21 protein-coding genes are annotated in these 23804 nt (G+C 33.7%); 8 read left to right on the top strand and 13 right to left on the bottom strand.

Going from position 1 to position 23804, the window contains the following annotated elements; genetic code table 11:
• The first annotated feature begins 131 nt into the window (after positions 1-131).
• The 4 genes from HMPREF9444_RS01750 (at position 132) to HMPREF9444_RS01735 (ending at position 5183) form a co-directional block, all read left to right on the top strand.
• A complete protein-coding gene (locus HMPREF9444_RS01750; RefSeq protein ID WP_009142603.1) occupies positions 132-1211 on the top strand; it encodes a hypothetical protein in 1080 nt (359 codons plus the stop codon).
• Between the two features lie 26 nt (positions 1212-1237).
• Positions 1238-2236 (top strand): hypothetical protein, encoded by a 999-nt coding sequence (locus HMPREF9444_RS01745; protein WP_009142602.1) that lies wholly within the window; start codon positions 1238-1240, stop codon positions 2234-2236.
• Between the two features lie 45 nt (positions 2237-2281).
• Positions 2282-3004, top strand: coding sequence for a hypothetical protein (locus tag HMPREF9444_RS01740; protein WP_009142601.1), 723 nt, complete (start codon positions 2282-2284; stop codon positions 3002-3004).
• Between the two features lie 97 nt (positions 3005-3101).
• The gene (locus HMPREF9444_RS01735) at positions 3102-5183 is read left to right on the top strand and encodes a DUF262 and DUF1524 domain-containing protein (RefSeq protein ID WP_009142600.1); all 2082 of its coding nucleotides are present in this window, start codon (positions 3102-3104) and stop codon (positions 5181-5183) included.
• 86 nt (positions 5184-5269) lie between these two features.
• Here the strand turns inward: HMPREF9444_RS01735 and HMPREF9444_RS01730 are convergent, their stop codons facing one another.
• The 11 genes from HMPREF9444_RS01730 to HMPREF9444_RS01680 all read right to left on the bottom strand — a co-directional run bounded on the left by HMPREF9444_RS01730 (position 5270) and on the right by HMPREF9444_RS01680 (position 16455).
• Positions 5270-6997: a restriction endonuclease subunit S gene (locus HMPREF9444_RS01730; RefSeq protein ID WP_009142599.1), complete on the bottom strand. Its 1728-nt coding sequence runs from the start codon at positions 6995-6997 to the stop codon at positions 5270-5272.
• Entirely contained in the window at positions 6990-7265 is a 276-nt protein-coding gene (locus HMPREF9444_RS01725; RefSeq protein ID WP_009142598.1) for a hypothetical protein, read from the bottom strand. Before HMPREF9444_RS01725 ends, HMPREF9444_RS01730 begins: the two co-directional genes overlap by 8 nt.
• A gap of 504 nt (positions 7266-7769) precedes the next feature.
• Positions 7770-8516, bottom strand: coding sequence for a hypothetical protein (locus HMPREF9444_RS01720; RefSeq protein WP_040909076.1), 747 nt, complete (start codon positions 8514-8516; stop codon positions 7770-7772).
• Positions 8517-8683: 167 nt separating this feature from the next.
• Positions 8684-9025, bottom strand: coding sequence for a hypothetical protein (locus HMPREF9444_RS01715; protein ID WP_009142596.1), 342 nt, complete (start codon positions 9023-9025; stop codon positions 8684-8686).
• A 3-nt stretch (positions 9026-9028) separates the two neighbouring features.
• The gene (locus HMPREF9444_RS01710) at positions 9029-9496 is read right to left on the bottom strand and encodes an SF0329 family protein (protein WP_009142595.1); all 468 of its coding nucleotides are present in this window, start codon (positions 9494-9496) and stop codon (positions 9029-9031) included.
• Positions 9497-9498: 2 nt separating this feature from the next.
• Positions 9499-11418: a hypothetical protein gene (locus HMPREF9444_RS01705; RefSeq protein WP_009142594.1), complete on the bottom strand. Its 1920-nt coding sequence runs from the start codon at positions 11416-11418 to the stop codon at positions 9499-9501.
• Positions 11419-11721: 303 nt separating this feature from the next.
• Positions 11722-12234 (bottom strand): thiol peroxidase, encoded by a 513-nt coding sequence (tpx, locus tag HMPREF9444_RS01700; RefSeq protein WP_009142593.1) that lies wholly within the window; start codon positions 12232-12234, stop codon positions 11722-11724.
• Positions 12235-12456: 222 nt separating this feature from the next.
• Complete coding sequence (locus HMPREF9444_RS10715) at positions 12457-12900, bottom strand: Fic family protein (RefSeq protein WP_009142592.1); 444 nt, start codon at positions 12898-12900, stop codon at positions 12457-12459.
• Positions 12901-13226: 326 nt separating this feature from the next.
• Entirely contained in the window at positions 13227-14042 is an 816-nt protein-coding gene (locus tag HMPREF9444_RS01690) for an MBL fold metallo-hydrolase (protein WP_009142591.1), read from the bottom strand.
• Positions 14043-14051: 9 nt separating this feature from the next.
• Positions 14052-14990, bottom strand: coding sequence for a DMT family transporter (locus HMPREF9444_RS01685; protein ID WP_009142590.1), 939 nt, complete (start codon positions 14988-14990; stop codon positions 14052-14054).
• Between the two features lie 16 nt (positions 14991-15006).
• Entirely contained in the window at positions 15007-16455 is a 1449-nt protein-coding gene (locus HMPREF9444_RS01680; RefSeq protein WP_009142589.1) for an MATE family efflux transporter, read from the bottom strand.
• 192 nt (positions 16456-16647) lie between these two features.
• On the opposite strand from HMPREF9444_RS01680, the gene HMPREF9444_RS01675 reads away from it, so the two are divergent.
• The 4 genes from HMPREF9444_RS01675 to HMPREF9444_RS01660 all read left to right on the top strand — a co-directional run bounded on the left by HMPREF9444_RS01675 (position 16648) and on the right by HMPREF9444_RS01660 (position 21194).
• Positions 16648-18234 carry an FGGY-family carbohydrate kinase gene (locus HMPREF9444_RS01675; protein ID WP_009142588.1) on the top strand — a complete coding sequence of 529 codons (1587 nt, stop codon included), beginning with the start codon at positions 16648-16650 and terminating at the stop codon, positions 18232-18234.
• Between the two features lie 191 nt (positions 18235-18425).
• On the top strand, positions 18426-19016 hold the full coding sequence (xpt, locus tag HMPREF9444_RS01670) for a xanthine phosphoribosyltransferase (RefSeq protein ID WP_009142587.1): 591 nt from the start codon (positions 18426-18428) through the stop codon (positions 19014-19016).
• Positions 19017-19018: 2 nt separating this feature from the next.
• Entirely contained in the window at positions 19019-20356 is a 1338-nt protein-coding gene (locus tag HMPREF9444_RS01665) for a nucleobase:cation symporter-2 family protein (protein WP_009142586.1), read from the top strand.
• A 214-nt stretch (positions 20357-20570) separates the two neighbouring features.
• Positions 20571-21194 carry a GNAT family N-acetyltransferase gene (locus tag HMPREF9444_RS01660; RefSeq protein ID WP_009142585.1) on the top strand — a complete coding sequence of 208 codons (624 nt, stop codon included), beginning with the start codon at positions 20571-20573 and terminating at the stop codon, positions 21192-21194.
• Between the two features lie 39 nt (positions 21195-21233).
• Here the strand turns inward: HMPREF9444_RS01660 and HMPREF9444_RS01655 are convergent, their stop codons facing one another.
• Both HMPREF9444_RS01655 and HMPREF9444_RS01650 read right to left on the bottom strand, forming a co-directional pair.
• A complete protein-coding gene (locus tag HMPREF9444_RS01655; protein ID WP_009142584.1) occupies positions 21234-22613 on the bottom strand; it encodes a sodium-dependent transporter in 1380 nt (459 codons plus the stop codon).
• 70 nt (positions 22614-22683) lie between these two features.
• Positions 22684-23655 (bottom strand): polyprenyl synthetase family protein, encoded by a 972-nt coding sequence (locus HMPREF9444_RS01650; RefSeq protein ID WP_009142583.1) that lies wholly within the window; start codon positions 23653-23655, stop codon positions 22684-22686.
• Between the last annotated feature and the right edge of the window lie 149 nt (positions 23656-23804).

The following is a 23804-nucleotide window of genomic DNA, read 5'->3' as shown; positions in this document are numbered from 1 at the left end:
AAATATTTTTGTTAAATTTCAATTATTCCGTTTGACGGAATAATTTAGAACTAAACTGTTTACGTAGGAAAGAAAAATAAAACCTAAATTATCAAAACAAATAAAGATACCTCTATGAAGGTAGATTGGATATGAGAACAGAAGCTTTTTTAAATAAACTTCAAGACAACTATTACAGCATTCAACTCTTTGCCAAAGAGATATTTAATACAAGCGCTGATAGCTTTTTAGAAAAACTTGAAATGAATACTTTTGACATGAATGAGGCAGAAAAAATCGCAGAAAAACTTAATCTTAACATGAATGAAATACAGATATTCTTTCCCACATATTATATGTATAGAAAATATCTTGATAATAATAAAGATAAGGACATCTTTGTCTATAACGGTATTGATTTGGATCTTATAAAACAGGAAAAAAGAGGAATCTATTTTCAAGAAACGATAAAAGTATTAACAAAAAATATTTATTCAAAAATATTTCCTGTCAAGAGGCAAAGTGAAGTTAGTGGCGAAGATATTGGCTATCTTCTTTTTGAGGAAAGTGAATATTATGATGATCACTGGTTTTATAAAAAAAATAGATGGTTTAAATCTTTTTTCAATCCAAAAGAAAATATACCTATCCCATATAAGGAATTATGGGATTACATGTACAAATGGGAAGATAATGAAAGTTTCTTAAACCAATGGGATGAAGAAGACTTTAGCCTTTTTGAGGATTTTGAATATACATGGGGTGATGTAGAGGAATTTTACTCTCAACATAAATCTTTTCCGCCAAGTTGGTTTGAATTTTACGAAACAGTAATTAGAGACTATCTTTTTTACATAAAAGAGCCAGTAGTTGATAAAACAAAGAAATTTTTTGTTGAAAATAAAGTGGTTAATTACTTAGTCAAATTTGAAGGTAATTATTTTGAGTTGCCTCTATCTTCAATTTTTCTTCCACTAAATCATATTGGTCAAGGACCTCATGACATAAAAACTTTTAAAGAAATAAAAGAAAAATTTATATCAGCTGTCACCAAAGAGCTTCGGTCTGGAACATATTTGGAGGTCCCAACGGAACATGATGAGTTCAAAAAATGGCTTGTATCACATAGCATCTTATTGTGTAAAGAAGGTGATAAAACAGTTAAATTTATGAGTTCAGGTTGGCATTCCAGGGATTGGAATGCATATTTAGACGAATCAGCCATTTTTTAGTTTTTTGATACAAGGTTATAATTATTATGAAGAATTTTTTATTTGATGACAAAATAGACGAAAGATTAGCTATATCTTTGCTTAAAGAGGATTGGTATCATGAATATTCACTGTTCTACCCTGATGAATATTACAAAGATCAGGAAGAACGAATTAAAACTAACAATTTATTTTTAGTCGGAAAAATTAAAGACATTTTCTCATTGCTGGATAGTAATTTAAAACTAGCACTTACCTATGATTATATATTACCTCTTAAAAAAGATGGCAGTTTAATAAAAAATTTACGTGAGATTGAGTATTTTATCTACGAATATCCAAATGAGGGCTACGATTCTGATTTTTATGTTTTTGATATTGAACAAGCTGAACATTTCAAAATAATTCAAGCTGACAATAGTCATGATTTTAAAGTAAAAATGCTAAGCATGCTGCGAGAGAAAGTGTACTGCAACGCAAAATTCATAACTTATATAAATAAAAATTTTATAATAAATACACAAAGAAATAAGCATTTCTCTGATTATTTTCAAAATATTTACTTCCCTGATAATGCTGTCGTTCAAGCTGAAAATATATCTGCTTTATTAAGACATATATATTTTGGTTACAAAAATAAAGCTTATCTTACAACAATAAAAATTGACAATATAGAATATAAAAAAGTATTAAATGCTTTGTCTAATAAAACTCCAAATGAGTATATGGTAACAAAACGTTACAGTCTCCAAGGAACTAATGTAACCATTGAAACAAAAGTTAATATTTTAATAAAGAATCAACATAACATTATTATTAATGAATCATCAAACTCTGAAAAATTTAAATTAAGTAATGATATTTTAATATATAAAGATAAAGACCCTATAAGTCTTGATGAGTTATTAACTAATGCTTTGCAAGTAAGAAATTCAGATGGCGACCATATCATTGAACCAATAGGTCTTAATGACATCGACAAGCGTCTGATTATAAATCTCGTTAAGAATAATATTACAAATTTTACTGATTATATTACATATTAGTTTTTATAATCAAATTATGCTGTTAAGTATCAAACAGGATTTTTTATGATAAACCTCAATCCATTCATTAATAAAAGAACTATGAACACTGCAAATGCAAGCAAATTTAACTATAAAAAAGAACTATTTGATTTTGTAGACAAAAAGCGTAAAGAGTTAAACTTAACTTACAGAGACATCGCCTACATGTTTCCCGGTAACAATAAAAATAAAATCATTAACGAATTTATGAAATTTCAATCTTATGAAAGGATGAATAAATTTTATTTTAATGATTTACTAAAAATTTTAAATATAAGCCGTGAAGAAATAGATGCATTTACCGATGATTTTTATAAAAGAGCCAATGAAGAACTTCATCTCTTTATAAAAAATTTTGAGTTAATTTTCAATTCCAAGGAAAAAATCTGGAGTACGCCAGAGTTGTCAAATATCACTTTTTATGGCATGGGCTTTAGTTACGCGTATATATCAAGAGACTTTCCGTTGACACTTGGTGAACTGCTTTATCACTATGAAACCAAAAGTTTTATTATTGAAAATCAAGAGGAACCGGAATATCCTACCTACATTTACTATTCTTGTGGCTCCATGCTTTCAGGTTCTAACTCATACAACGGGTTTAATCTTAAATCAAGAAAACCTTTCTATGACAGATTGAGCTATGGCTGTGGAAATCAACTTATGGCGATATCTAACTACAAAAAACCAAATTTTCCGGTTATTCCTTCAGATTTGAGTTTAAAACAATTGATTAATATTTTGTGATATATGTCTAACATTTCGTAAGTGATTTTTTTGTGTCTATATTAAGAGATATAATTTTCGCCAAATTTTAATTAAAAATACCAAAAAGGATTTTAACATGGATGCAATTAAGGGAAATATTTACGCGATCTTAAACGGCTCTAAGCAATTTATTATTCCTCCTTATCAGCGCATATATAGTTGGGAAATATCACAGTGTACTCAATTATGGTCAGATATTGTTGACATGCAGAAGAAAAATAAAGCAGGACATTTTGTTGGCGCTATTGTTAATATTGCAGAGCAAGCAATGCCAACTGGTGTTCAACGATATATGATAATAGATGGGCAGCAAAGAATTACGACTTTAACATTATTAATGATTGCATTAAGAGATTATGCACAAAAACATCCTGATGATAGATCTGTTAATGAAAAACGAATTGATAACATGTTATTAAAAAATGAATATGAATCAGGAGATGATCGATACAAACTAATATTAACCGAAACTGATAGAAAAATTTTAATCGACATGATTGAAAATAAACCACTACAAGGAAATTATGAAAACTCTCGTTTAATTACAAACTATAAATTTTTTGAAAATAAAATTAATAGCAATGAATTGCTGCCATCAGAGATTTATGAATCTGTTGGCAAACTTCAAATAGTCAATATAACGCTGGATAGAGCTCAGGACGATGCTCAAGCAATCTTTGAAAGCCTTAATTCTACTGGCAAGGAACTATCTCAGACTGATCTCATTCGAAATAATCTACTTATGGGATTAGAACCGTGTAATCAATCTTATATTTATGAACATTATTGGAGACCATTAGAAAAGCTATTTGATTATAAAGATGAATTTTTAATGGATCGGTTTTTTAGAGATTATTTGACCCTAAAAAATTCAAAAATTACAAAGCAAGATTATGTATACCAAACATTCAAACTTTTCAAGAATAATAGTAAATTTAGTGAAGATATTGAAGGCTTGTGTCAAGATTTATTCAAATTTGCACAATATTATACTGACATAGTATATAGAAGAAGTCCTGATAAAGACATAAAATCTCTGTACGATGATATTGTAGAACTTCGTATGGAAGTAGCATACCCTTTATTTTTATGGGCTAGACAATTAGTTGAGGAGAACAAAATATCACTAGATGATTATAAGTATACTCTCAAGCTCTCTTTAAGTTATGTTCTTAGAAGAAATGTATGTGCAATTCCAACTAATAGTCTTAACAAGACATTCTCTGCCTTAATAAATACTATTGATTGTTCAAACTTTTTAAACTCTTTAAAATTTCAATTTGCATCCCTGTCTTCCTATAAAGTATTTCCTAATAATGAAGAGTTTGAAAAAGCTTTAACCACAAGGGATCTTTATAATACTCGAAACCTAAGTTTTATTTTATCTCATCTTGAAAATTATGATAACAAGTCACCTATAAACTCTAGATATCTTACTATTGAGCATATAATGCCTCAAAATCCTAAATTATCTAAAGATTGGCAAATTTCTCTTGGTGAGAACTGGCGAGAAACACAAAAGAAATATCTGCATACATTAGGTAATCTAACACTTACAGCATATAATAGTGAGATGAGCGACAAATCATTTAAAGAGAAATTAGAGATAGAAGGAGGTTTTAAACAAAGTGCACTACGTCTTAATTCTTATGTTATCAAACAACCCAACTGGTCTGCCAGTAATATTGAAGAAAGAGCTAAAATTTTAAGTAAAATAGCCCTAAAAATATGGAAATATCCAGATTTAACCGATGAACAACTAGCTGAGCTACAGTCTGTTGATGATGTAGAACAACCATCTAAGTACCACATTGATGATTATGAATATTATTTAGTTAATAAACCTATTTTTGAAGAATTACATCAACGTATTTTAAATATTTCTTCAGATATTAGTGTTGAATATAATAAACGATATATATCTTATAAAGTTTACAATAATTTTGCTAATATAATATTTTTAAGCAAAGGATTGAAGATTAACTTAAATATTCCTTACACCAATATCAAAGATCCGTTAGGCCTTTGCAGAGATATTTCCAATATCGGACATTGGGGAAATGGTGATGTTGAATTTATCGTAGCATCATTAAATGATATTGATAATGCATTAGCTCTTATTATGCAGGCCTATGTATACGAAACTGAAGAAATATAATTATAAAATTATTGATTTAATTCTACTATAAGTTATAAAGAACAGATCTCATTTACTAAAAAACGAGATCTGTTCTATTTTTAATCTCAAATCAAATTTTCAAGCTCTTCTAATTCTTTTGTTAATTCTTTAATCTTAGCAATGATTTCAAGTTTCTTTTTTTGTGCATTTACAATCTTTTCTTGCAGTTCTTTTGCTGGCGGCAGTAATTTTAGATTCTTAACATCATCCATTTTTAGCAGCTGAATAAGCGCTCCAGTTGCTACATTCTTTAAAAATTGATTTATCTTTTTTGATTTAAGCTGCCAAAACAAAAAGTCAGGAGTCCAATCAGCGCATTCTTCTTTAATTCGCAAAATCACAAAGGATTGTCCGGCAAGCCAATTAGGATGTTCTTCCGTAATGATTCCGACTTTTCCTACAGATCCTTTAATCGCAAGAATAATGTCGCCCTTATGCACAAGATTCTTAAGAGTAGAGCTCTCTTTGCCTATTAAAATTTCTTTTGTCGGCTGTTCAACAATGCCGGATGCATTAATATCTGCAGCTCCAATTTCGAAATAGGAAGAGCCTGTTTCTTCCTTTTTTGATGCCTGGGCTCTATAAATATTCGCAATATCGGCAAGTTTAACTGCTCGTTCACCTAAATCAGATGTTGTGTTGATTTGGGCAGCTGCCATATAACGATTAGGCATCAAATTGTATTCATCATTCTTGATTATTTTTATATCTACATTTAATGCCAGATCTGAAGATTTATCTTGCAAAACAGCGATCACTTGATTTTTAGCATACTCATTTAAAGCAATACGCTGCCTTCCGCTTTTTGCTTTATCTAGACACACGTCTTTAGTTAAATCAATTAGCGAAATTTGTTGATGATTTGCGTTTTTCTTATCAAAAAGCAAAATCAGTGTGTTTACAAGGCTTCCAACCAAAAAACCTCCCGGAAGCAAAATAGTTGCTTTTAAACGTCCGGATTCGACGATTGTCCTACGATTTTGCAAAAAACTGTGCATTGATGCAGTTCCGTAATTTACAGGAACAACAACAGCAAAGCGTCCTGATACCTTATTAACCATGTCATCAATTAAAGCTACTTCTACAGGTTTATAAGTATCATTATCTAATCTATAACCCATCGGACCACAACAAAAACCGCAATCATATTCAGATGTGATATCAGAAAAAACACTTTCATACCCGGTAAGAGAAAAATCAATAAACTCTGACTTTCCTGCTGCAAGTTGCAATAAAGCTTTAAGTAGTAATCCACTCTTATGCATAAAGGGAGCAAATACTTTTACAGAAGGTGAAGCAAGATTTTCTTCTGCGCTTAACAAATTGTTAAAAGGACAGTAGCAAGTCTTATAGTCAGCACTACCGACTTTAATCCAGTCAGTAACTGCATCCGTTACAATATTTTCTCTGAACAGATAAATAGACGATTTACGACTGTCAGTTAATTTCATGGCAGAATCAAACAGCGCTGCCATATCATCATCTTTATCATTTTGAGCAGATAAAAAGGTTTTAAATGCCTTATATGCTTCTTCTAAATGATTGCCATGGGTCGATGTAGAAATTTCATTTTCTTCAACAGAATCAATTCCGGCAAGCTTAAGACAGATTTTCAAATCATCATAAAAAAATGTGGCCAAACGCGCTGATAACTTACCGGTCTTGGCCAAAACGGATGAGACTAAAAGCATTTCAGCAATTAATTCTCCTTTTTCAAAAGAGAAAAATTTAACTGTGCTCTGATTTAAAAAATAATTAATGCTATTCTGGTTCATAGGTTTCCTATTAAGCACGATGTGACTTTGAAAAATTAAAACTATTTAAACGATATACAGTAATCAAAGCTTCAGCAGAGGCAATCAAGGTGTAACCACCTTTTTCTGCCATTTTGTCGGTAACCTTTTTACAAAGAGCAAAAAAGCGGCTTAACTCTTGGCAGTTCTTTCTATCTAAAGTAATTTTGTCACCATTGACGATACCGAATCTTTCAATCATCTCCAGCATTTCACTGGTGACGCCGCGCTGACTCATTCTTTGCTGTATATGTCTGGTCTTATTCATAATCCCGCCTTTTAAATTTAAGTATAAATTTTAGTAGTCAGTGACCTACCGTGAATTCTTGATTATCATTATAGTCACTGACTTACCTAAAGCAAGTCAGGTTAGTGATTATTTTGTATTTTTAATAAAATTTGTGATTTCCATCAAAAGTCAGAGCGGTGACTAAAATTATGATTATCACTTAAATACAATTAACTGAAATCCAAAACAGAATATTTTTTACCTATTTATAAGGAAAAATAAAAAATTTTTGAGGTTGTTATGAAATTTTTAATGTATAGATTAGTGGCCGAAAACTATGACTTTGCTTAACTGTCCTTTATGTTTTTGCGGATCCACTAATTATAATCACACAGGCAATTTTCCAGACCCATCAACATTATCGATCGAAGTCAATGAAATTAGGCGAATGAAGTGAAAGTGGAATTTAGAGAGCGAAGTCAGTGGGATTTATGATTGAAATATCTGAGATTTTCAGTAGATACTGATAACCTTCAGATAAGCTTAAACCATATGACCTTTCTGAATGTTTAATAAACGTTTTTTAATTGGCAAACTAACATTACAACAATCATCTTTAGTTTTCTGCCAAAGCCAAATATCCCTAAATTGTGACAAGCAAGGCTTCAGAAAATTTTTTATACCGTCAATTCCGTTTATTGTACCCAAAGAGGTTTTAAATTGATTGTTTTCTAGATCTTTAACTGCCCATAATAAATGACATGCATGACCAAAGCCGCTAAAGCTCATAACTTTTGCAAAATTAAAGACTTTATTAATCTCTTTTATATTTGTTAAGGCTAGCTTAAAAACTACACTATTCTGTGAGGTTTCACTGCTGATACCGCGGGTATTTGAGTTTATAAATTTTTTGATAAATTCATCACAAAAGCCCTTTTCTTCTAGAAAACAGCAGCAATTATCTATTTCCCATGGAGCTTTTATGGTCATATATGGAATGTAGATATTTTCATATTTTATCAGATCTTCAATAAGCTTGAATGCAATATCTGGTTTATTAAAATCATAAACGTTGTTGTTAACTACGTCTTCTGTAAATTTTTCACCTTTAAGATATAAATAATCATTTAAAATCAAATTTTCGTCATTTTCGTTTACATCTGCTAAAACCAATATTTGGTTTGAGCTGTTGTATATTTTTCCTCCAACAATATTAATTCGTTGTTCTAATTGACGTCTTTGTTCAAGCTTTATTTTCCATAATGGAACTTCTATATTATTTTTTTTCATATTTTTACCGTTATGCCATGTTAAAATCTGTGTATGGATATTATCTGCAAAATTGTTTATATATGAGATATATAATTTATAATATAACCATTTCACATATAAATAAGTCTTAATGGCTTAATCAATTTTTGAAAATGATTATATTGATAGAATATAAAACTCAATACTTAAAATACTAAATCAGCCAAATCTTGTAGTTTTTCACTTTGTTTTTCATTATCAATTTCTCGAAGTGCATTGGGATATGAACGATATATGTCTATATCTATATCATCAAAATAGTTAACAAAATCCAGATCAGGATCATAAGAAGCATATTTTAAAAAACCTTTATGTTCGATATTTAGACTAGTAAGAATAACATCTAAATTTTGCATGAATTTTTTAAAATCTTTGGTAAATCTTTTGGTATATATTTCAAAGGTTTCTTCGTTATAAGTATCCATGTTCATAAGGTAGTGTACAGCATATGTTGCATATCTGACTTTATCTAATTTTGATATTTTCATGATTTATCCTCTTAAAATTACTTTTGGTTCATTTTTGTTAAATTTTTTGCATCTAATTCTTTCTTTTATAACGAGTTTTGCAGCCGGTGTTCCTTTTTCATAAATTTCTTTCCATCGCCTACTGCCAATACGTCTGTCTGCAGCTCTAATAATATCCAAGATTTTCCAATGATCATGTATAAGCATAAGTTTATCAAGTGGCGTATTTAAGTAGTTAGCTAGAGTTACAGAAATTAATCTAACAGCACTTTCATATCTATAACGGATATTTTCAGAAGTATACAGCTTAACAGGAAAATCTTTAGGCCAATCAAATATTATCTTTTTATTTAACGTAATAAAATACCTTGGTATTACACGTGTTCTTGGTCCATACCAGCAATCATTTAAATATGTAATGCAGTGAATTTGCAAATTAATATTAGGATCTAATATATTATAAATTCGTTTTTGTAATTTACTCCATCGCATCTTTAATCCTTCTTTATCTTATTTGTTAATAATTTATAATCAGGCTTAACTGTTCCGATTAGTGATTTGCAATCATTAATATAAGCGTAGCGATCTACTAAAAAGTCAAAGTTTGTTGGCAAATCATTAATATTCGTTTCTTTTGAAAAATACTGTTTTTTAGTAAGTGAACTGGTAGGTATATGATCTTCATTGTCAATGTATGAAGTTAGCTTCTTTTCAAGAAAATCATTAATTTTTAATATTTCATCATCTGATAGCTCATAAAACTCAAGTCCTTTTTTTATGGGTTTGTGTACAAATTTTGCTTCATTTAGGCAGATCCAACACATTTTTGTGGCAGACCTTAAGTCTTCTTCATCAATTACCATAAAAGTTGGTTCGCACCGACGAAAATACCTATTTTTACAAACAACTATGCTCAGATGTTCATCTACATTAAGAGAAGAACTTAATCGGTATGTATCATTTAGTGAAACTTTGTCTGAAGGAACGATAAGTTTTCCGTTTTTTATGTAACTTTCAACAAAGGACTCATCTTCATTGTAGTATGCAAAACAAAAATCCAATGCGACTTTATAATTAAGTGCTGCTGTTCTTAATTTTTCAAATGGTAAGAAAATTGCTGTTTTCTTGTAGACTGCTTGCCTAATAAAAGTCAAAACAGATTTTGCCTCATTTTCGATAACTTTTAATACCAGTGAAAAATTAGGCTCTACAACTGGGATCAGAGAATCTCTATTAATTATACCTATTCTTGAACAATAACTTTTTTCATTGTTATCTAAAGTGCGTATATATAATTCAGGATCATGAGGTAAATCCATAAGAGTTCTGGCAAGTTTACTTGTAAATCCTTCGAAAAAACCTAAACGTTGAGGATTAAGAGAACTTAGATAAAAAAGCTTTTGGGTTTTCTCTGCTACATCTATTTTTTCGGTATTGGCATATGGGATACCGTCTTTATTCCTCTTTGGCGGTATGTAATTTTTATGTAATTCTAAACATAAGATGCTGTTTACTTTCGGTATTTTTCTTTTAATTTCAGACAACAATTTTTTATGATCCAAAATATGTGCAACGTAAAGTACTTCTTTATGTTCCCTATCATAGGTTACACAACCGCATGCCGGAGGTGAAAAGAGAAAGGTACTGTGTTTATAGTTCTTAATAAGTAAATTATGTTTTTCAACAAAATAAGTAATGTTTGTATTTATTGCACAATTTGGTTCTAATACAGTTATAAACTCCCCTCCTTCATCAATAATTTTTTGTGTAATTGTATTTATACTTTTTTCGTTGTTATCCATCCAAGATATTAAATTTGCATCTTTCACACTGATTAGATTAAAGAGACCTTTAAAAGCATCTATTGGTGTTAATTTATCTGTCCACATTGTCATATCTATACCATGATGAGTCCAAAACAGGCAGTTTCGCTTGCGATAACGATTTTCATCATTTGGAATAGTCAAATTTTCTCTTTTTTCTTTTATACAATTTTGTATATATGAAATAATTTTGTCATCTTTACAAATATTCTTAGAGAAAACCTTTTTATAAAAATCTAATAGACTTTGTGACTTAAATAATTTTAATAAGATTTCAAGTGAATAATCGGCGCAAATATATGAGTCAATATCCGGGGCAATGCTGTATGGGGAAGTTCCTTCAAGGCACTCTTCATTATGATATAAATAGTCAGCTATATTTTTTCTGCCTTGTGTCCCTATTTTATTAGCTAGTGCAATACAAAGCATTAGCAGACCACTCATATAGAGTGGTGCTGCTAAGCAGTTTGCCTCATTACTTCCTTTTAAAGTTAAAATACTTTCTGCAAACCAATTTCCTTCATCTATCGTGTCAAATTTAATCTTTTTATACTTTTTTTCATTTTTATTAATCTGTTCTTCTGCAGACATTCCCTACTCCCGATTTTAGTTTGTTAATATGTTTTTTCCATGAGTATTGTATGAGTAGATTATTCCGTAATAAGGAATAATAAAAATTTTGTAGTAGAAAATATAATAAAAGTTGAAGGCTTTACAAAAGTTGTAACTTACAAAATAAAGAAATTTAATGAAGAAATATTTATTTTTATAAAAAATAGATAATTAATGTTATAAAAGAAATGGTTAAATCGGACAAAATAAAAGCCGCAAACAAAATTCATAATTGTCTTGCGGCTTAAAAATTGCTTAGTCGATTTTATGTAAATGCAGTTTTTACAAGCATTTCTTGGCAGCTTCAATTGCTGCAGCGTAATTAGGCTCATTAGTAATTTCAGGCACTAACTCTACATATGCAATCTTGCCTTCTTTATCAATAACAAAAATACTGCGAGTAAGAAGACCGCGTAAAGCGCCGTCTTTAATCATCACCCCGTAGTTTTCACCAAAATTACCGTCTTTACGAAAATCCGATAAAGTCATGACATTTTTAATGCCGGCTGCAGTGCAGAAGCGATCGGCAGCAAAAGGTAAATCCTCTGAAATGCAAAGTACTTTAACGCCGTCAAGACTTGTTGCTTCCTGATTAAATTTACGGGCTGAGGTTGCACATACACCGGTATCAAGACTCGGAACAATTGAAAGGATAAGAACTGATCCTAAATGATCAGAAAGTTTAAAATCCTCAAGACTTGCAGTGCAAAGGCAAAAATCAGGAGCCTTATCACCTACTTTTGGTAAATTTCCGGAAATGGTCACAGGCTGATTTTGAAAAGTAACTTGCATCATATTTATCTTCCTCTAAAAATTTTTTCTATACTCTACGTCAATTTGTACTTTTTGCAAGTTAGTTAAATTTAATAAAAATTAAATAAAACAATAAGTTAACAAAAATTTGTTTTTTATTAAATAAAATAATCAACTAAGAAAAATTATTAAAAACTAGTTTTATTAATTAAAACAATAAGTTGTATTAACTAGATGTGATTAACATTAAAAGCGCAATCAATCTCACTGTAACCGGTATTTATTTAAAAATTCATCAATTTGGTGAAACATGGCCGTTTCCATAAATTTTATAAAAGGATTGAGATCTTTGTTTTCACCATATTGATTAAGAGCAAAAAAGTATTCTGATCGCATCTCTTTTTTAATATTGAGCATCGGATAATCATCGTTAAGCAATGATAAATTCATAATTAGGCGGCTTGTTCTTCCGTTGCCGTCATAAAAAGGATGAATTTTAACTAATTGCGCATGAGCAAAAGCTGCTTTTTCTATAGGTGAACTAAAATTTTTATTGCTTAAATCTACTATAAAAAATTTCATTTCTTGATAAATATGAGCTGGGTCAACAACACTATGAGTTGCTCCTCTGATGTACACTTCACTCTTTCGATAAGAGTTGGTATGCACTACAGGAAAGATTACTTCTTTGTATAATGCGCAAATCACATCTTCTGAAATGGCAGTTTTACTTTGCGCATAATTTAATAATAATTTGATTGCTTTATCATGCCCAACAATTTCATATACTTCATTTAATTGTTTTCCAGCAGGTGTAAGGCCTTCGGTTAACAGTAGAACGGTATCAAAATATGACAGGTATTACCTTCAATAGTTGTTGATTCGTGTGTATAACGAATACAAAAGTTGTCTAAATATTCTGTTTGACAGAGTTTTACTTAATTGATTGAAAACGTTATGAAAACATTGAACTTTTTCTTCAAGAGACATCATCAGAATCTCATCAAAGGAGCATAAGTTTATTGTAATGAGTCTTATTGTGTTTCCAAGCAAATAACTTCAAGATCGTCAGGTACAAAAACATTTCCTGAAAAATATTCAGAAGCTTCTTTAGTATAAGTTTCTTTACGATTTTTAAGATCGTTGTCTTCTGTGTGGAAAAGAATAATGTTTTTGGCTCTAAGTTTTGACGCGCACTCAGCAGCATCTTTTGCCGTGCTGTGATGCTTTTCATAAGGCTTATATATGTCCCTATCTTTGTACAGACAAAAAGCTTCAGTAATTAAATAATCACTGTCTGTAACATAGCTTTCACAGTGCTCATTAAACGGTTCATCACCTAAATATGAAAGTTTGAGTCCATCCTCAAACAATGCGGTAAAACCATATTGCTTTTCTTTTGTGGATAAAATATCAAATGCTTTAAAAGACATACCGCAGCTTTGAAAATCTGAGCCATCGGTCAATTCATTAAACATGACACGCTCATTCATTAAAGCAACAAGTTTCTTAGGTAAAGTAGCGGTACAAATAGTTTTCAGCAGATTTAAAACCTTTTCATGTGAAAAAATACGCAATGAGCCTTCGTATTTACCTGCTTTCATTTTTTGCAGGATTGAGCGCATCACCCAAATAACCCCAAGAACATGATCGGTATGCGTATGGGTAACGAAAAGATCATGAATTTTATCAATGTCGATTTTAGTATCTTTAAGGAGTTTTAAAATCTGATTTCCACCGCCTGCGTCAACCATAAAATATTCATTATTGTTTCGAATAACAAAGCAGGAGTTGTAGCAATTTAAAGCTAAAGCATATCCGGTTCCTAAAAAAACAATATCGCGTTTCATTTTTAATCCTTATTTTGCTTTTGCCTTTTTGGCGTTGTATGCTTCAATCTGTTCCTTGGTTCTACTTATTGAAACCATATAAACGCCGCAGAAAATCATAATAACGGCAATTCCTTTGATGAAGCTGAAAGAATCAAGACCCCATGAAATAGCAACTGCGCAAGCAATAATCGGCTGCACATAATTATACATTCCGGCTGTAGTGGGACCCACTGCTTTTTGCCCTATCACCAACAATAAATAACTTAAAAAAGTACTTCCTATAACCACGAACAAAAGAGCTTCTATCTCATTGAAACTTAAAGCATGCCAGTTTGTTGATGTCAAACTTGTATAAGAAAAAGGAACGGCACAGATAAAAGAGAATGTAAAAAGCCATTTCATTACTGTCACAAGAGAATATTTACTGACAAGTCCTTTAAAAAAAACGATATATATGGCAAAGCTGAATTCAGCTAATAAAACTAAAATATCACCTAATATATTTCCTTGAGCTTCCTGTGAAGAACCGGTTTCTGAACTTAAAATCAAAAGCAGAGCACCGCAAGCTCCCGATGCAATACCCAATACCTTTTTACCGGTAATAGGATCGCCTAAAAATAAAGCAGCAAGAACCATTGCCCATAAAGGCATACTGGTCGTAATAATTGAGGCATTACCCGGAGTTGTGAGTCCTACTCCGAATATAAAAGATCCTTGATTAAAAATAATGGCAAAAAGTGAAGCCCAGAAAAGTTTAGCTAAATCTTTATGCGAGACATGTTCATGTTTAGTAAAAAAGGACAAGAGCCAAAACAAAATCATTGCACCGAAGATTCGGATGTCAGTCATGACCAGCGGAGTGATAGTGCCTCCGACCATAACAATTTTGGCTACAGGGGACATAAGTCCCCACAAGGCATTTGCCCCAAGTAAAGAAAGATGTCCTTTTATTGCTGATGAAGGCATATTTTATTTTCCTAATTTATTTTGCGGTGCTTATTGTAGTTTTATTTGGTTTGATTTCATCAAATTTGAACCATTTGCCCCAAAAGAGACGAATTAAGAAGATTAGACCTCTAAAACATAATTCAAGGCACATAGCTATCCAAACACCGACAAGTCCGTATTCTTGAGACAAGAAATACGCAGTAGTAAGACGTACTGCCCACATGCTAAATAAATTCATGGCACTTGGAATAAAAGTATCACCGGCACCGACGAATGCTCCGTAACATACAATAGAAGCTGCAAACATGGGTTCAGCAAAAGCCTCTATGCGTAAAACCGTTGTTCCGAGCTCTCGAACAGCTTCATCGGGAGTCAAAATTGCCATCATGTCATAGGCAAAAAAGTACAATAGAACTCCCATAATAGTCATTACGATCATGCCTATTGATACGGAAATCCTCGCAAAACTTACCGTAAGCTTCGGTCTTCTTGCTCCTACACTTTGTCCTACTAGGGTAGTAGCGGCATCTCCCGTGCCGTATCCAGGCATATAGCATAAACTTTCAGCAGTAATCGCAAATGAATGGGCAGCGATAGCGATTGTTCCTAAAGGTGCCACAATTAAAGTAGAGGCTATCTGAGCTGAACACATCGCAACATTTTGTGCTCCCATAGGAGTACAAATCTTAAGTGCTTTCTTTAAAATGGAACGTTGCGGTTTAAAAGAACCTTTCTCCTGTCTTAAATTTAGATACTTTGATTTAAAGCATAGCGTATAGCTCATTAAAAAGGATGTAACGACAAAAGCAAGCATCGTACCTAATGCTGCGCCTTGAACACCGAGATCTGCTCTGGGAATAATGAAGCTTAAACCTAAAACATCTATCTCTTTTGACGGAAAGATAAGAAAGTAATTAAACACCACATCTAAAAAACACATCATTGTGTTAAGAATGCTCGGAAGTCGCATATTTCCTGAGCAGCGATGCATGCTGGCGCTTAAGTAATTAAGCTGCATGAAAGGAATGCCTAAGGCAAAGATAAAGAAATATTTAGAAGAGTTTTCAATAATATCGCTGCCTCCGCCCAGCCAAACCGGCAATACCGGACTTATGATCATCCCGATCACGCATAAAAATAGACCTGCTGATAAACCGTAAATAAGACCCTGTCTTAAAACATTTCGTGCCTGTACAAAGTCACCGCCTCCGACCATATGCGCAACTTGAACTGAGAAGCCCATTGATACGGCTGAGCACAGACCTCCGCACATCCACATACTTGATGAAACAAGACCTATAGACGCAGAAGCGGCAGCGCCCAAGCTTCCTACCATTGCAGCATCAATATAAAACATGATGATAGTTGATATTTGCGCCAGAATGGATGGAATACTTAGTCTTATAATAAGCTCAATCTCATCCTTTAAAGTGAGCTTTTGTCTGATGCGGATTTTATCGAGTAGTTTATCTTCAGCTGCCATTATAATTTCCGTTTCTAAAACAGCATGAATTTTACAACTTTAAAAAATTTTTAAAACCGCTAACACAATAAACTAAAAGCAAAAATTATTGATAATAATTTTCCTTAAGCACCATTTTTCACATTTGTTGATTGTTTTTCTTAAAACCTTCGGTATATTGTTAAAAAATTTAATATATGTAAGGCTTAAAACATGCAATCAGAAAAACTCTATATCGGTATCGATGCCGGAACTCAAAGCGTTAAAGTTGCCGTATTTGACGAACACACCAATTGTCTTTGCTCTTATACAAAGCCTACTACATTGACCTATCCCAATCCCGGCTGGGTTGATATGGACATTGACGAGTTTTTAAACATCACAATTGATTGCATAAAATTATGCGTTGATGATGTTAAAGGTCAAGGCTACAGCGCAGACGCGATTAAATCAGTTCTTTGCGATGGTGTTATCTGCGGCATCTGTGGTGTAGATAAAGAAGGCAATGCGATTACTCCTTACATTAACTATCTAGATTCAAGAACCCAGGACGATGTTAATTATGTAAACAGCCTTAATCTTGAAATCTTTGCTAAAGAAACCGGTAATCCTGAAGCTAAATGCTTGTTCCCTGCCATGTTCGCCCGCTGGTTTATAAAAAACTCTCAAGCATTTAATGAAAAAGGCGTCAAATTCGTGCATAACGCTCCTTATATTGGAATGCATCTTGCTGGTCTTAAGGGCGAAGATGCTTATATCGATTGGGGAACCATGTCCGGTTGGGGTCTTGGCTATAAAGTTGAGAAAAAAGAATGGAGCGATGAACAACTTCAAATTTTAGGCATAGATAAAAAGTTCATGCCTCGTATTTTAAAGCCATGGGATGTTGTAGGTACTGTATGCAATGAAATGGCAAAAAGAACCGGGCTTAGTACTGATACCAAGATTTGCGCCGGAGCCGGAGATACCATGCAGTCAATGCTTGGCGCCGGAATTTTCAAAGCCAATCAAGGCGTGGATGTTGCCGGAACCTGTGCAATGTTTTGCGTATCGACAAAAGGTATTATTCCTAAATTATCGCAAAAAGGTACCGGACTTATTTTTAACAGCGGAACTTTGCCTGACACATACTTTTATTGGGGCTTTATTCGTACCGGAGGTCTTGCTTTAAGATGGTTTAAAGACTCTGTCTGCCAAAAAGGTGATGACCCGACTTATTACCAAAATTTATCTAAAGAAGCTGCAAAGATCGGCATAGGATCAAACGGTGTTATTTTCCTTCCTTATTTAACCGGCGGTACCGATTTTGCCAAAAACGCCTGCGGAGCCTTTTTAAATCTGGAGCTTGATACAGATCAATTTGTTATGTGGAGAGCTGTCCTTGAAGCTATCGGCTTTGACTATATGGAAATTGCGGATGTATATAAAGATGCGGGAGTCGATCTAACCAGGATAACGGTAGCAGAAGGCGGCAGCCGCGATCATTTATGGAATCAAATTAAGGCTGATATGCTTGACGCTGTTGTTACCCGATATAAAGTCTCAGGCGGTGCTGTCAGAACCAATAGTGTCTTTGCTGCCTATGCTGCAGGCGACGTTGACGATCTCCCAAGTAAACTTGAGTCTTTGCTTGAAAAAGATGCTGAATATGAACCGAATAAAGAAAACAGCGCACAATATCGCAAATTGTTTACACTAAAGCGAGAGTTAGTACAAAGCGATATGCCGTCTTCATTTACAAAACTTGCCAAGATTAGAGAAGAATGCTCAAAATTTGATAGTAATAAAACCTCTAACTAGCCTTAAAAGTTAGAAAAATTTCAACGGCGCTTCCTTTGTTAAGCGCCGTTTCCTTATATAGACAATAATTATTTGCCTATAAACTTGCATATAAGTTAAAAATTTTGAAGAAAAAGGAGTAAAATACGCCAAATTTTAAAGACTGATTAAGTCTTTATCTCCTCTTTAGTTCTTTTTCCTGCAGGACCATTATGACCGAACAAACCAAGCAATTTGCACCGCTTGTTAAACGCATTTTAACTGATGGTAAATGCTTAGAAGGCGGCATCTTAAAAGTCGATAATTTCATTAATCATCAAATCGATCCTGAATTATTAAAACAGATGTCTATCGAATTGGTACGTCGTTTTGCCGCAAAAGATATCAATAAAATTTTAACTATTGAAGCAAGCGGAATTGCTCCGGCTATCATGATGGGTTTTTTGCTTGACGTGCCAGTTGTTTTTGCCAAGAAAAAGAAGCCTTCCACCATGAGCGATATGCTTGTTACCTCGGTGTTTTCATTTACCAAGCAGCGTTCATATGATGTCTGTGTAGCCAAAGAATTTTTGCATAAAGGCGACAAAGTCCTTTTTATCGATGACTTTTTGGCAAACGGTAACGCTGCAAAAGGCATTATTGATTTAATAAACCAAGCAGAAGCCGAACTTGTAGGTATGGGATTTTTAATTGAAAAAGCTTTCCAGCACGGTGGAGACTACCTGCGTGGACAAAATATCCAAGTTGAATCCCTCGCTATTATTGACAGTCTTGATAATTGCACCATCACTATCAAAGAATAACCATGGAAAATACCACTAAAAATGCAGAAGACTTTAAAGCAGATCTTATCTACGGTTTAGAGGATAGACCTCCTTTAAAGGAAACTTTATTTGCGGCATTGCAGCATCTTCTGGCAATTTTTGTTGCGATCGTCACCCCTCCGCTTATCATTGCCGGGGCTCTTAAGCTTGATTACGTAACCACAGGCTTTTTAGTTTCAATGGCATTGTTTGCCTCCGGTATTTCAACTTTTATTCAGTGCAAGAGACTAGGCCCTATTGGCTGCGGTCTTTTATGCATTCAAGGTACGAGCTTTTCCTTTATTTCACCGATTATCGGCGCAGGATTAACCGGTGGCCTTAGTACTGTTTTCGGTGCGACGATTTTCGGTTCTACCGTTGAAATGTTAATCAGCCGTGTTCTTCGCTATACCAGGAAAATCATAACTCCGTTGGTATCGGGAATTGTCGTAACTTTAATCGGCTTGAGCCTTATTAAAGTCGGAGTTATTTCCTGCGGCGGCGGATTTGGCGCTATGGAAAACGGAACCTTCGGTTCAATGGAGAATTTGGGACTTGCCGCTTTAGTAATAGTATCTATTTTGATTTTCAATAGAAGTTCAAATAAATACCTGCGTATGAGTTCAATCGTTATAGGATTACTTATAGGCTACGTAGTTTCATACTTTATCGGCAGAATAGATTTTTCCGCTATTACAAGCTACGGCGGTTTTAACGTTCCGGTTCCTTTCCGTTACGGTATAGATTTTGATATCGGTGCAATTATTTCGCTTGGCATCGTTTATTTAATTACCGCTATTGAAGCTTATGGTGACGTTACGGCCAACTCTCTAATCTCCGGAGAGCCTGTTGTCGGTGATAAGTTCATCAAACGCGCATCCGGCGGTATTTTAGCCGACGGCTTTAACTCTATGCTTGCCGGTATTTTAAATTCATTCCCCAACTCGATTTTTGCCCAGAATAACGGCATGATTCAGTTGACCGGTGTTGCTAGCCGCTATGTAGGATATTTCATCGCCCTGTTTTTGATTATTCTGGGAGTTTTCCCGGCTGTCGGTTTGGTGTTCTCTTTAATTCCCGATCCTGTTTTAGGCGGAGCTACTTTACTTATGTTCGGTACCGTAGCCGCATCCGGAATCAGAATTATTGCATCTCAGCATTTAAACCGTAAAGCAATGCTCGTCATGGGTCTTAGCTTCTCTTTAGGCTTAAGCGTTGAACTGGTGCCGGATATATTAAGTCATATGCCTGATACCATTAAGCATATCTTTTCATCAGGCATTACCACCGGCGGCATCGTAGCAATTCTTTCTAATTTCTTAATCCGAATTAAGGAATAAATAAATTTCAGATCCTGCATTGTAGCAGGATCTCCTTTTTCTACCTTTCTTCATTCCTGTCTGATAATATCAAGTAGCTAATTACGTTTAAAGAAATAGTTTATTGTTCCATGAATCTCATAAAACCGCTTTATAATGCGACAATGATGGATGCTAATCAATATATTATATTTTTTCCATAAATACCTACAGATAAATACAACTCTTTGAATTTATGGCGCAAATTTTAAAATTTAATTATTCTTTACTACCGGAAGTCTGTGCTCTTTTGCATCGTATTTGGTTTGAATACGGAGATCCTAAAAAACAATTTTTCAACAAACTGCTTGCCGTACACTACTTTTTATATTGTTTAAAAAGGTCAAGCACCGCCTATTGCATTACCGACAGTAATGCAGTTGCAGGATTTTTACTGTTAAAACAAAAATCAAAAAAGCCTCGTTTTTTCATATCAAAATTTGTTTTTAAAGTTTTAGGAGGTTTTTTAAGTTTATTTGCGCAATGCAGGGAAGGTCTTAAAGTACACGATTTATATGCCTACAATTACGCAAAATTGCAGCAAGACTATCCTACTGACAAATACGACGCTGAAATTGTTCTATTAATCATCGATCCTAAATTACAGGGTAAAGGTCTTGGCAAAAAACTTATAGATTTTGCAATTAAGAAAGTACGCAAAGAAGGAGCGCAAAACGTTTTTCTGCTTACGGACACTTCATGCAACTACAAGTTTTACGACTTACTTATGTTTAAACAAGTAGCTAAGAGAAAAGGCGGATATCTATATGAAGGACAGGAAAGTCCAGAATATTTTTTCGTGTACGAAAAGAATTTATGATTAGAGGGCAGGGAAACAATTTGTTTCCCTGCAAGGGATTTAGATCAATCCGTAGATAAAAATTGCCAGAATAATAAACGGTACTACATATTTTACGTAGTTAAACCACAAATTAGTTACTTTTTGCTTCATCAAACCGTTATTATCAAGCTCGGCTTTAGCTTCATCTTTCATTACCCAGCCGACAAATAAAGTGGCGCCTAAAGCTGTGAGGACGAAACAGATATTGCCGCTAATAAAGTCAAAAGCATCAAAAATATTGCGGTTTATAAATCTTACATCTCTCCAAGGACCGTAAGCCATGATACACGGAATATTACCGAAAACAAACACACCGATTAAAGATATATTAATGGCACCTTTAAGTCTTATCTTAAACTTCTCGAACAATACGCTGATGATTACCTGGTAAATAGTAAGAGATGTGGTCAATGCGGCAATTACGAGAAGTAAAAAGAATACAATAGCAAAGAAATTGCCAAAATGCATTTCGGAAAAAGCAATCGGCAAAGATTTAAAAACAAGTGACGGACCTGAATCAGGGGCAAGATTTACACTAAATAATGACGGGAAAATCATAAACCCGGCCATAACCGCAATAACGGTATTAATGACACCGGTAATCGTTGCAGTTTTTACCATATCTTCATTATTGCTTAAATGTGAAGATAAAGTGATCATTACGCCAAAGCCTAAGGATAAGGCAAAGAATACCTGACCTAAAACATCAAGGAAAAGCTGCGGTGTGATCTTGGAAAAATCAGGCATTAAATAGAATTTGATACCCTCTCCTGCATTTTCAAGAGTCAGATTTCTTCCAACCATTACGATAAGGCATAAGAATAACAGCGGCATTAAATATTTTACTGAACGCTCAATGCCTTTAATTACGCCTTTTCTTAAAATAACCCAGTTAATCCAAACGAAAATAATTGTGCATAAAGTTATAAATATAGGAGCGTTTTCGATGTTTGCTTCATAAAAGCTTTCGGTAATTTCCTTGGTTATGGGAGCTGATAAATCAAGACCTCCGGAGATGCCAAAAGCGCCCATGAAAATATGAATAATATATGAAATAACCCACGCGCCTATCACCATGTAATATGCAAGAATGCCGAAGGCTCCCAGCAAGCCTAAATATCCGACAATCTTCCATAAAGGATTTGTTCCGGCTTTATTTTTTAAAGATAAGATAAAAGCGTCAACACTGTTGCTTTGGGCTCTGCGTCCGATAACATTTTCAACGAGAATAATAGGAATACCGACAAGCAGCATTACGATAATAAAAGTTAAAACATATGCACCGCCGCCGTTCTCGCCTACTAAATAAGGGAATCGCCAAGTTGCTCCAAAACCGATAGTAGCACCGGCAACAGTCAAAATATAAGTCAGCCGGTTAGTCCAAGTCTGTCGTGCCATAACTATATGCCTTTTTATACGAATATAAACTAGGCATTATAACAAATTGTAAGATATTAGGATAAATATATTAATTTTTACGGTTTAAGGCACGCTCTACTAATGAAATAAGTGCTTGTTTATATTCATTTTCAGGGAAAACGTTAAGTTCTTTAACGGCTTGTTCCCCTGATTGTTCTGCAGCATTTTTGCACTCTTTTAGTGTGTCGTATTTATTGATATAGCTGATTACGGTTTCAAGATCTGCATTTTCAATTGCCTTAATCAAAATTTCTTTTTCAGCCTCAGAGCATCGCTGCAATGCAAAAATAACCGGCAAAGTAATTCTTTTATCCTGAAGATCCTCTCCGGCATTTTTACCTAAAGTTTTACTGTCAGATGAATAATCAAGGCAATCATCAATTATCTGAAAGGCGTTTCCGAGGTATCTGCCGTAGTTTTTTAAAGCCGTAATGTACTTTTCTTCTTCACCCAGATAAACAGCGGGAGCTGATGCTGAAAGCTCAAATAAAGCACCTGTTTTGCAGTAAATGGTAGTGTAGTAATCTTCTACGCTGATATTTACGTCACCTTCGTTTTTGAGCTGATCAAGCTCGCCTGTTACCAGGGTTGCCAGAGTATCACTGATAATACTCAACACATCTGCTTTTTTAAGATCTTTTATTGTTGCAAAGCATCTGGTGAACATATAGTCACCGGCTAAAACAGCAACATGATTTCCCGATGTGCTGTTTAATGTAGGACGTCCGCGACGCATTAATGAGTTATCAATTACATCATCATGAATAAGCGTTGCAGTATGCAGAAGTTCAACTCCTGCTGCAAGCTTGCAAACGGCAGTCTCCTCTTCATCAGTATAGGAGGGTAAAAGATGAGAGGCCAGCAACACTAAAGCAGGGCGCATGCGTTTACCGCCGGCATTAATAATGGACAAGCATAACGAGTTTACATGTGCTTCTAGAGCTGAATCACTAAAGCCTTCAACTAAGGTAGCTTCGACCTTTTTCATTTCTGATCCAATCAAAGCCTCAAAAAGCGCCATGCATTATCCTTAAACGGCTCTAAGCCGTTATGTGTTCTAATCTATGAGAAATTTTATCACGATATTGAGATAAAAAGGCTTAATCAAGGAAGAAAAGATCAAAGAAATGAGTAATTCTATGGCAAAACGATGAACAGTACTGAGATCAC

It is taken from the genome of Succinatimonas hippei YIT 12066, from assembly GCF_000188195.1.
Taxonomy (GTDB): Bacteria; Pseudomonadota; Gammaproteobacteria; order Enterobacterales; family Succinivibrionaceae; genus Succinatimonas; species Succinatimonas hippei.
The sequence above is the reverse complement of the archived record's forward strand: the minus strand, read 5'-3'. Positions and strand labels throughout refer to the sequence as shown.

What these genes read in the sequence shown, in the direction of transcription:
- HMPREF9444_RS01750 (WP_009142603.1), top strand. Translation starts at nt 132, where the DNA reads ATGAGAACAGAAGCTTTTTTAAATAAACTTCAAGACAACTATTACAGC.
- HMPREF9444_RS01745 (WP_009142602.1), top strand. Translation starts at nt 1,238, where the DNA reads ATGAAGAATTTTTTATTTGATGACAAAATAGACGAAAGATTAGCTATA.
- HMPREF9444_RS01740 (WP_009142601.1), top strand. Translation starts at nt 2,282, where the DNA reads ATGATAAACCTCAATCCATTCATTAATAAAAGAACTATGAACACTGCA.
- HMPREF9444_RS01735 (WP_009142600.1), top strand. Translation starts at nt 3,102, where the DNA reads ATGGATGCAATTAAGGGAAATATTTACGCGATCTTAAACGGCTCTAAG.
- HMPREF9444_RS01725 (WP_009142598.1), bottom strand. Translation starts at nt 7,265, where the DNA reads ATGAATAAGACCAGACATATACAGCAAAGAATGAGTCAGCGCGGCGTC.
- HMPREF9444_RS01720 (WP_040909076.1), bottom strand. Translation starts at nt 8,516, where the DNA reads ATGAAAAAAAATAATATAGAAGTTCCATTATGGAAAATAAAGCTTGAA.
- HMPREF9444_RS01715 (WP_009142596.1), bottom strand. Translation starts at nt 9,025, where the DNA reads ATGAAAATATCAAAATTAGATAAAGTCAGATATGCAACATATGCTGTA.
- HMPREF9444_RS01710 (WP_009142595.1), bottom strand. Translation starts at nt 9,496, where the DNA reads ATGCGATGGAGTAAATTACAAAAACGAATTTATAATATATTAGATCCT.
- HMPREF9444_RS01705 (WP_009142594.1), bottom strand. Translation starts at nt 11,418, where the DNA reads ATGTCTGCAGAAGAACAGATTAATAAAAATGAAAAAAAGTATAAAAAG.
- tpx (WP_009142593.1), bottom strand. Translation starts at nt 12,234, where the DNA reads ATGATGCAAGTTACTTTTCAAAATCAGCCTGTGACCATTTCCGGAAAT.
- HMPREF9444_RS01690 (WP_009142591.1), bottom strand. Translation starts at nt 14,042, where the DNA reads ATGAAACGCGATATTGTTTTTTTAGGAACCGGATATGCTTTAGCTTTA.
- HMPREF9444_RS01685 (WP_009142590.1), bottom strand. Translation starts at nt 14,990, where the DNA reads ATGCCTTCATCAGCAATAAAAGGACATCTTTCTTTACTTGGGGCAAAT.
- HMPREF9444_RS01680 (WP_009142589.1), bottom strand. Translation starts at nt 16,455, where the DNA reads ATGGCAGCTGAAGATAAACTACTCGATAAAATCCGCATCAGACAAAAG.
- HMPREF9444_RS01675 (WP_009142588.1), top strand. Translation starts at nt 16,648, where the DNA reads ATGCAATCAGAAAAACTCTATATCGGTATCGATGCCGGAACTCAAAGC.
- xpt (WP_009142587.1), top strand. Translation starts at nt 18,426, where the DNA reads ATGACCGAACAAACCAAGCAATTTGCACCGCTTGTTAAACGCATTTTA.
- HMPREF9444_RS01665 (WP_009142586.1), top strand. Translation starts at nt 19,019, where the DNA reads ATGGAAAATACCACTAAAAATGCAGAAGACTTTAAAGCAGATCTTATC.
- HMPREF9444_RS01660 (WP_009142585.1), top strand. Translation starts at nt 20,571, where the DNA reads ATGGCGCAAATTTTAAAATTTAATTATTCTTTACTACCGGAAGTCTGT.
- HMPREF9444_RS01655 (WP_009142584.1), bottom strand. Translation starts at nt 22,613, where the DNA reads ATGGCACGACAGACTTGGACTAACCGGCTGACTTATATTTTGACTGTT.
- HMPREF9444_RS01650 (WP_009142583.1), bottom strand. Translation starts at nt 23,655, where the DNA reads ATGGCGCTTTTTGAGGCTTTGATTGGATCAGAAATGAAAAAGGTCGAA.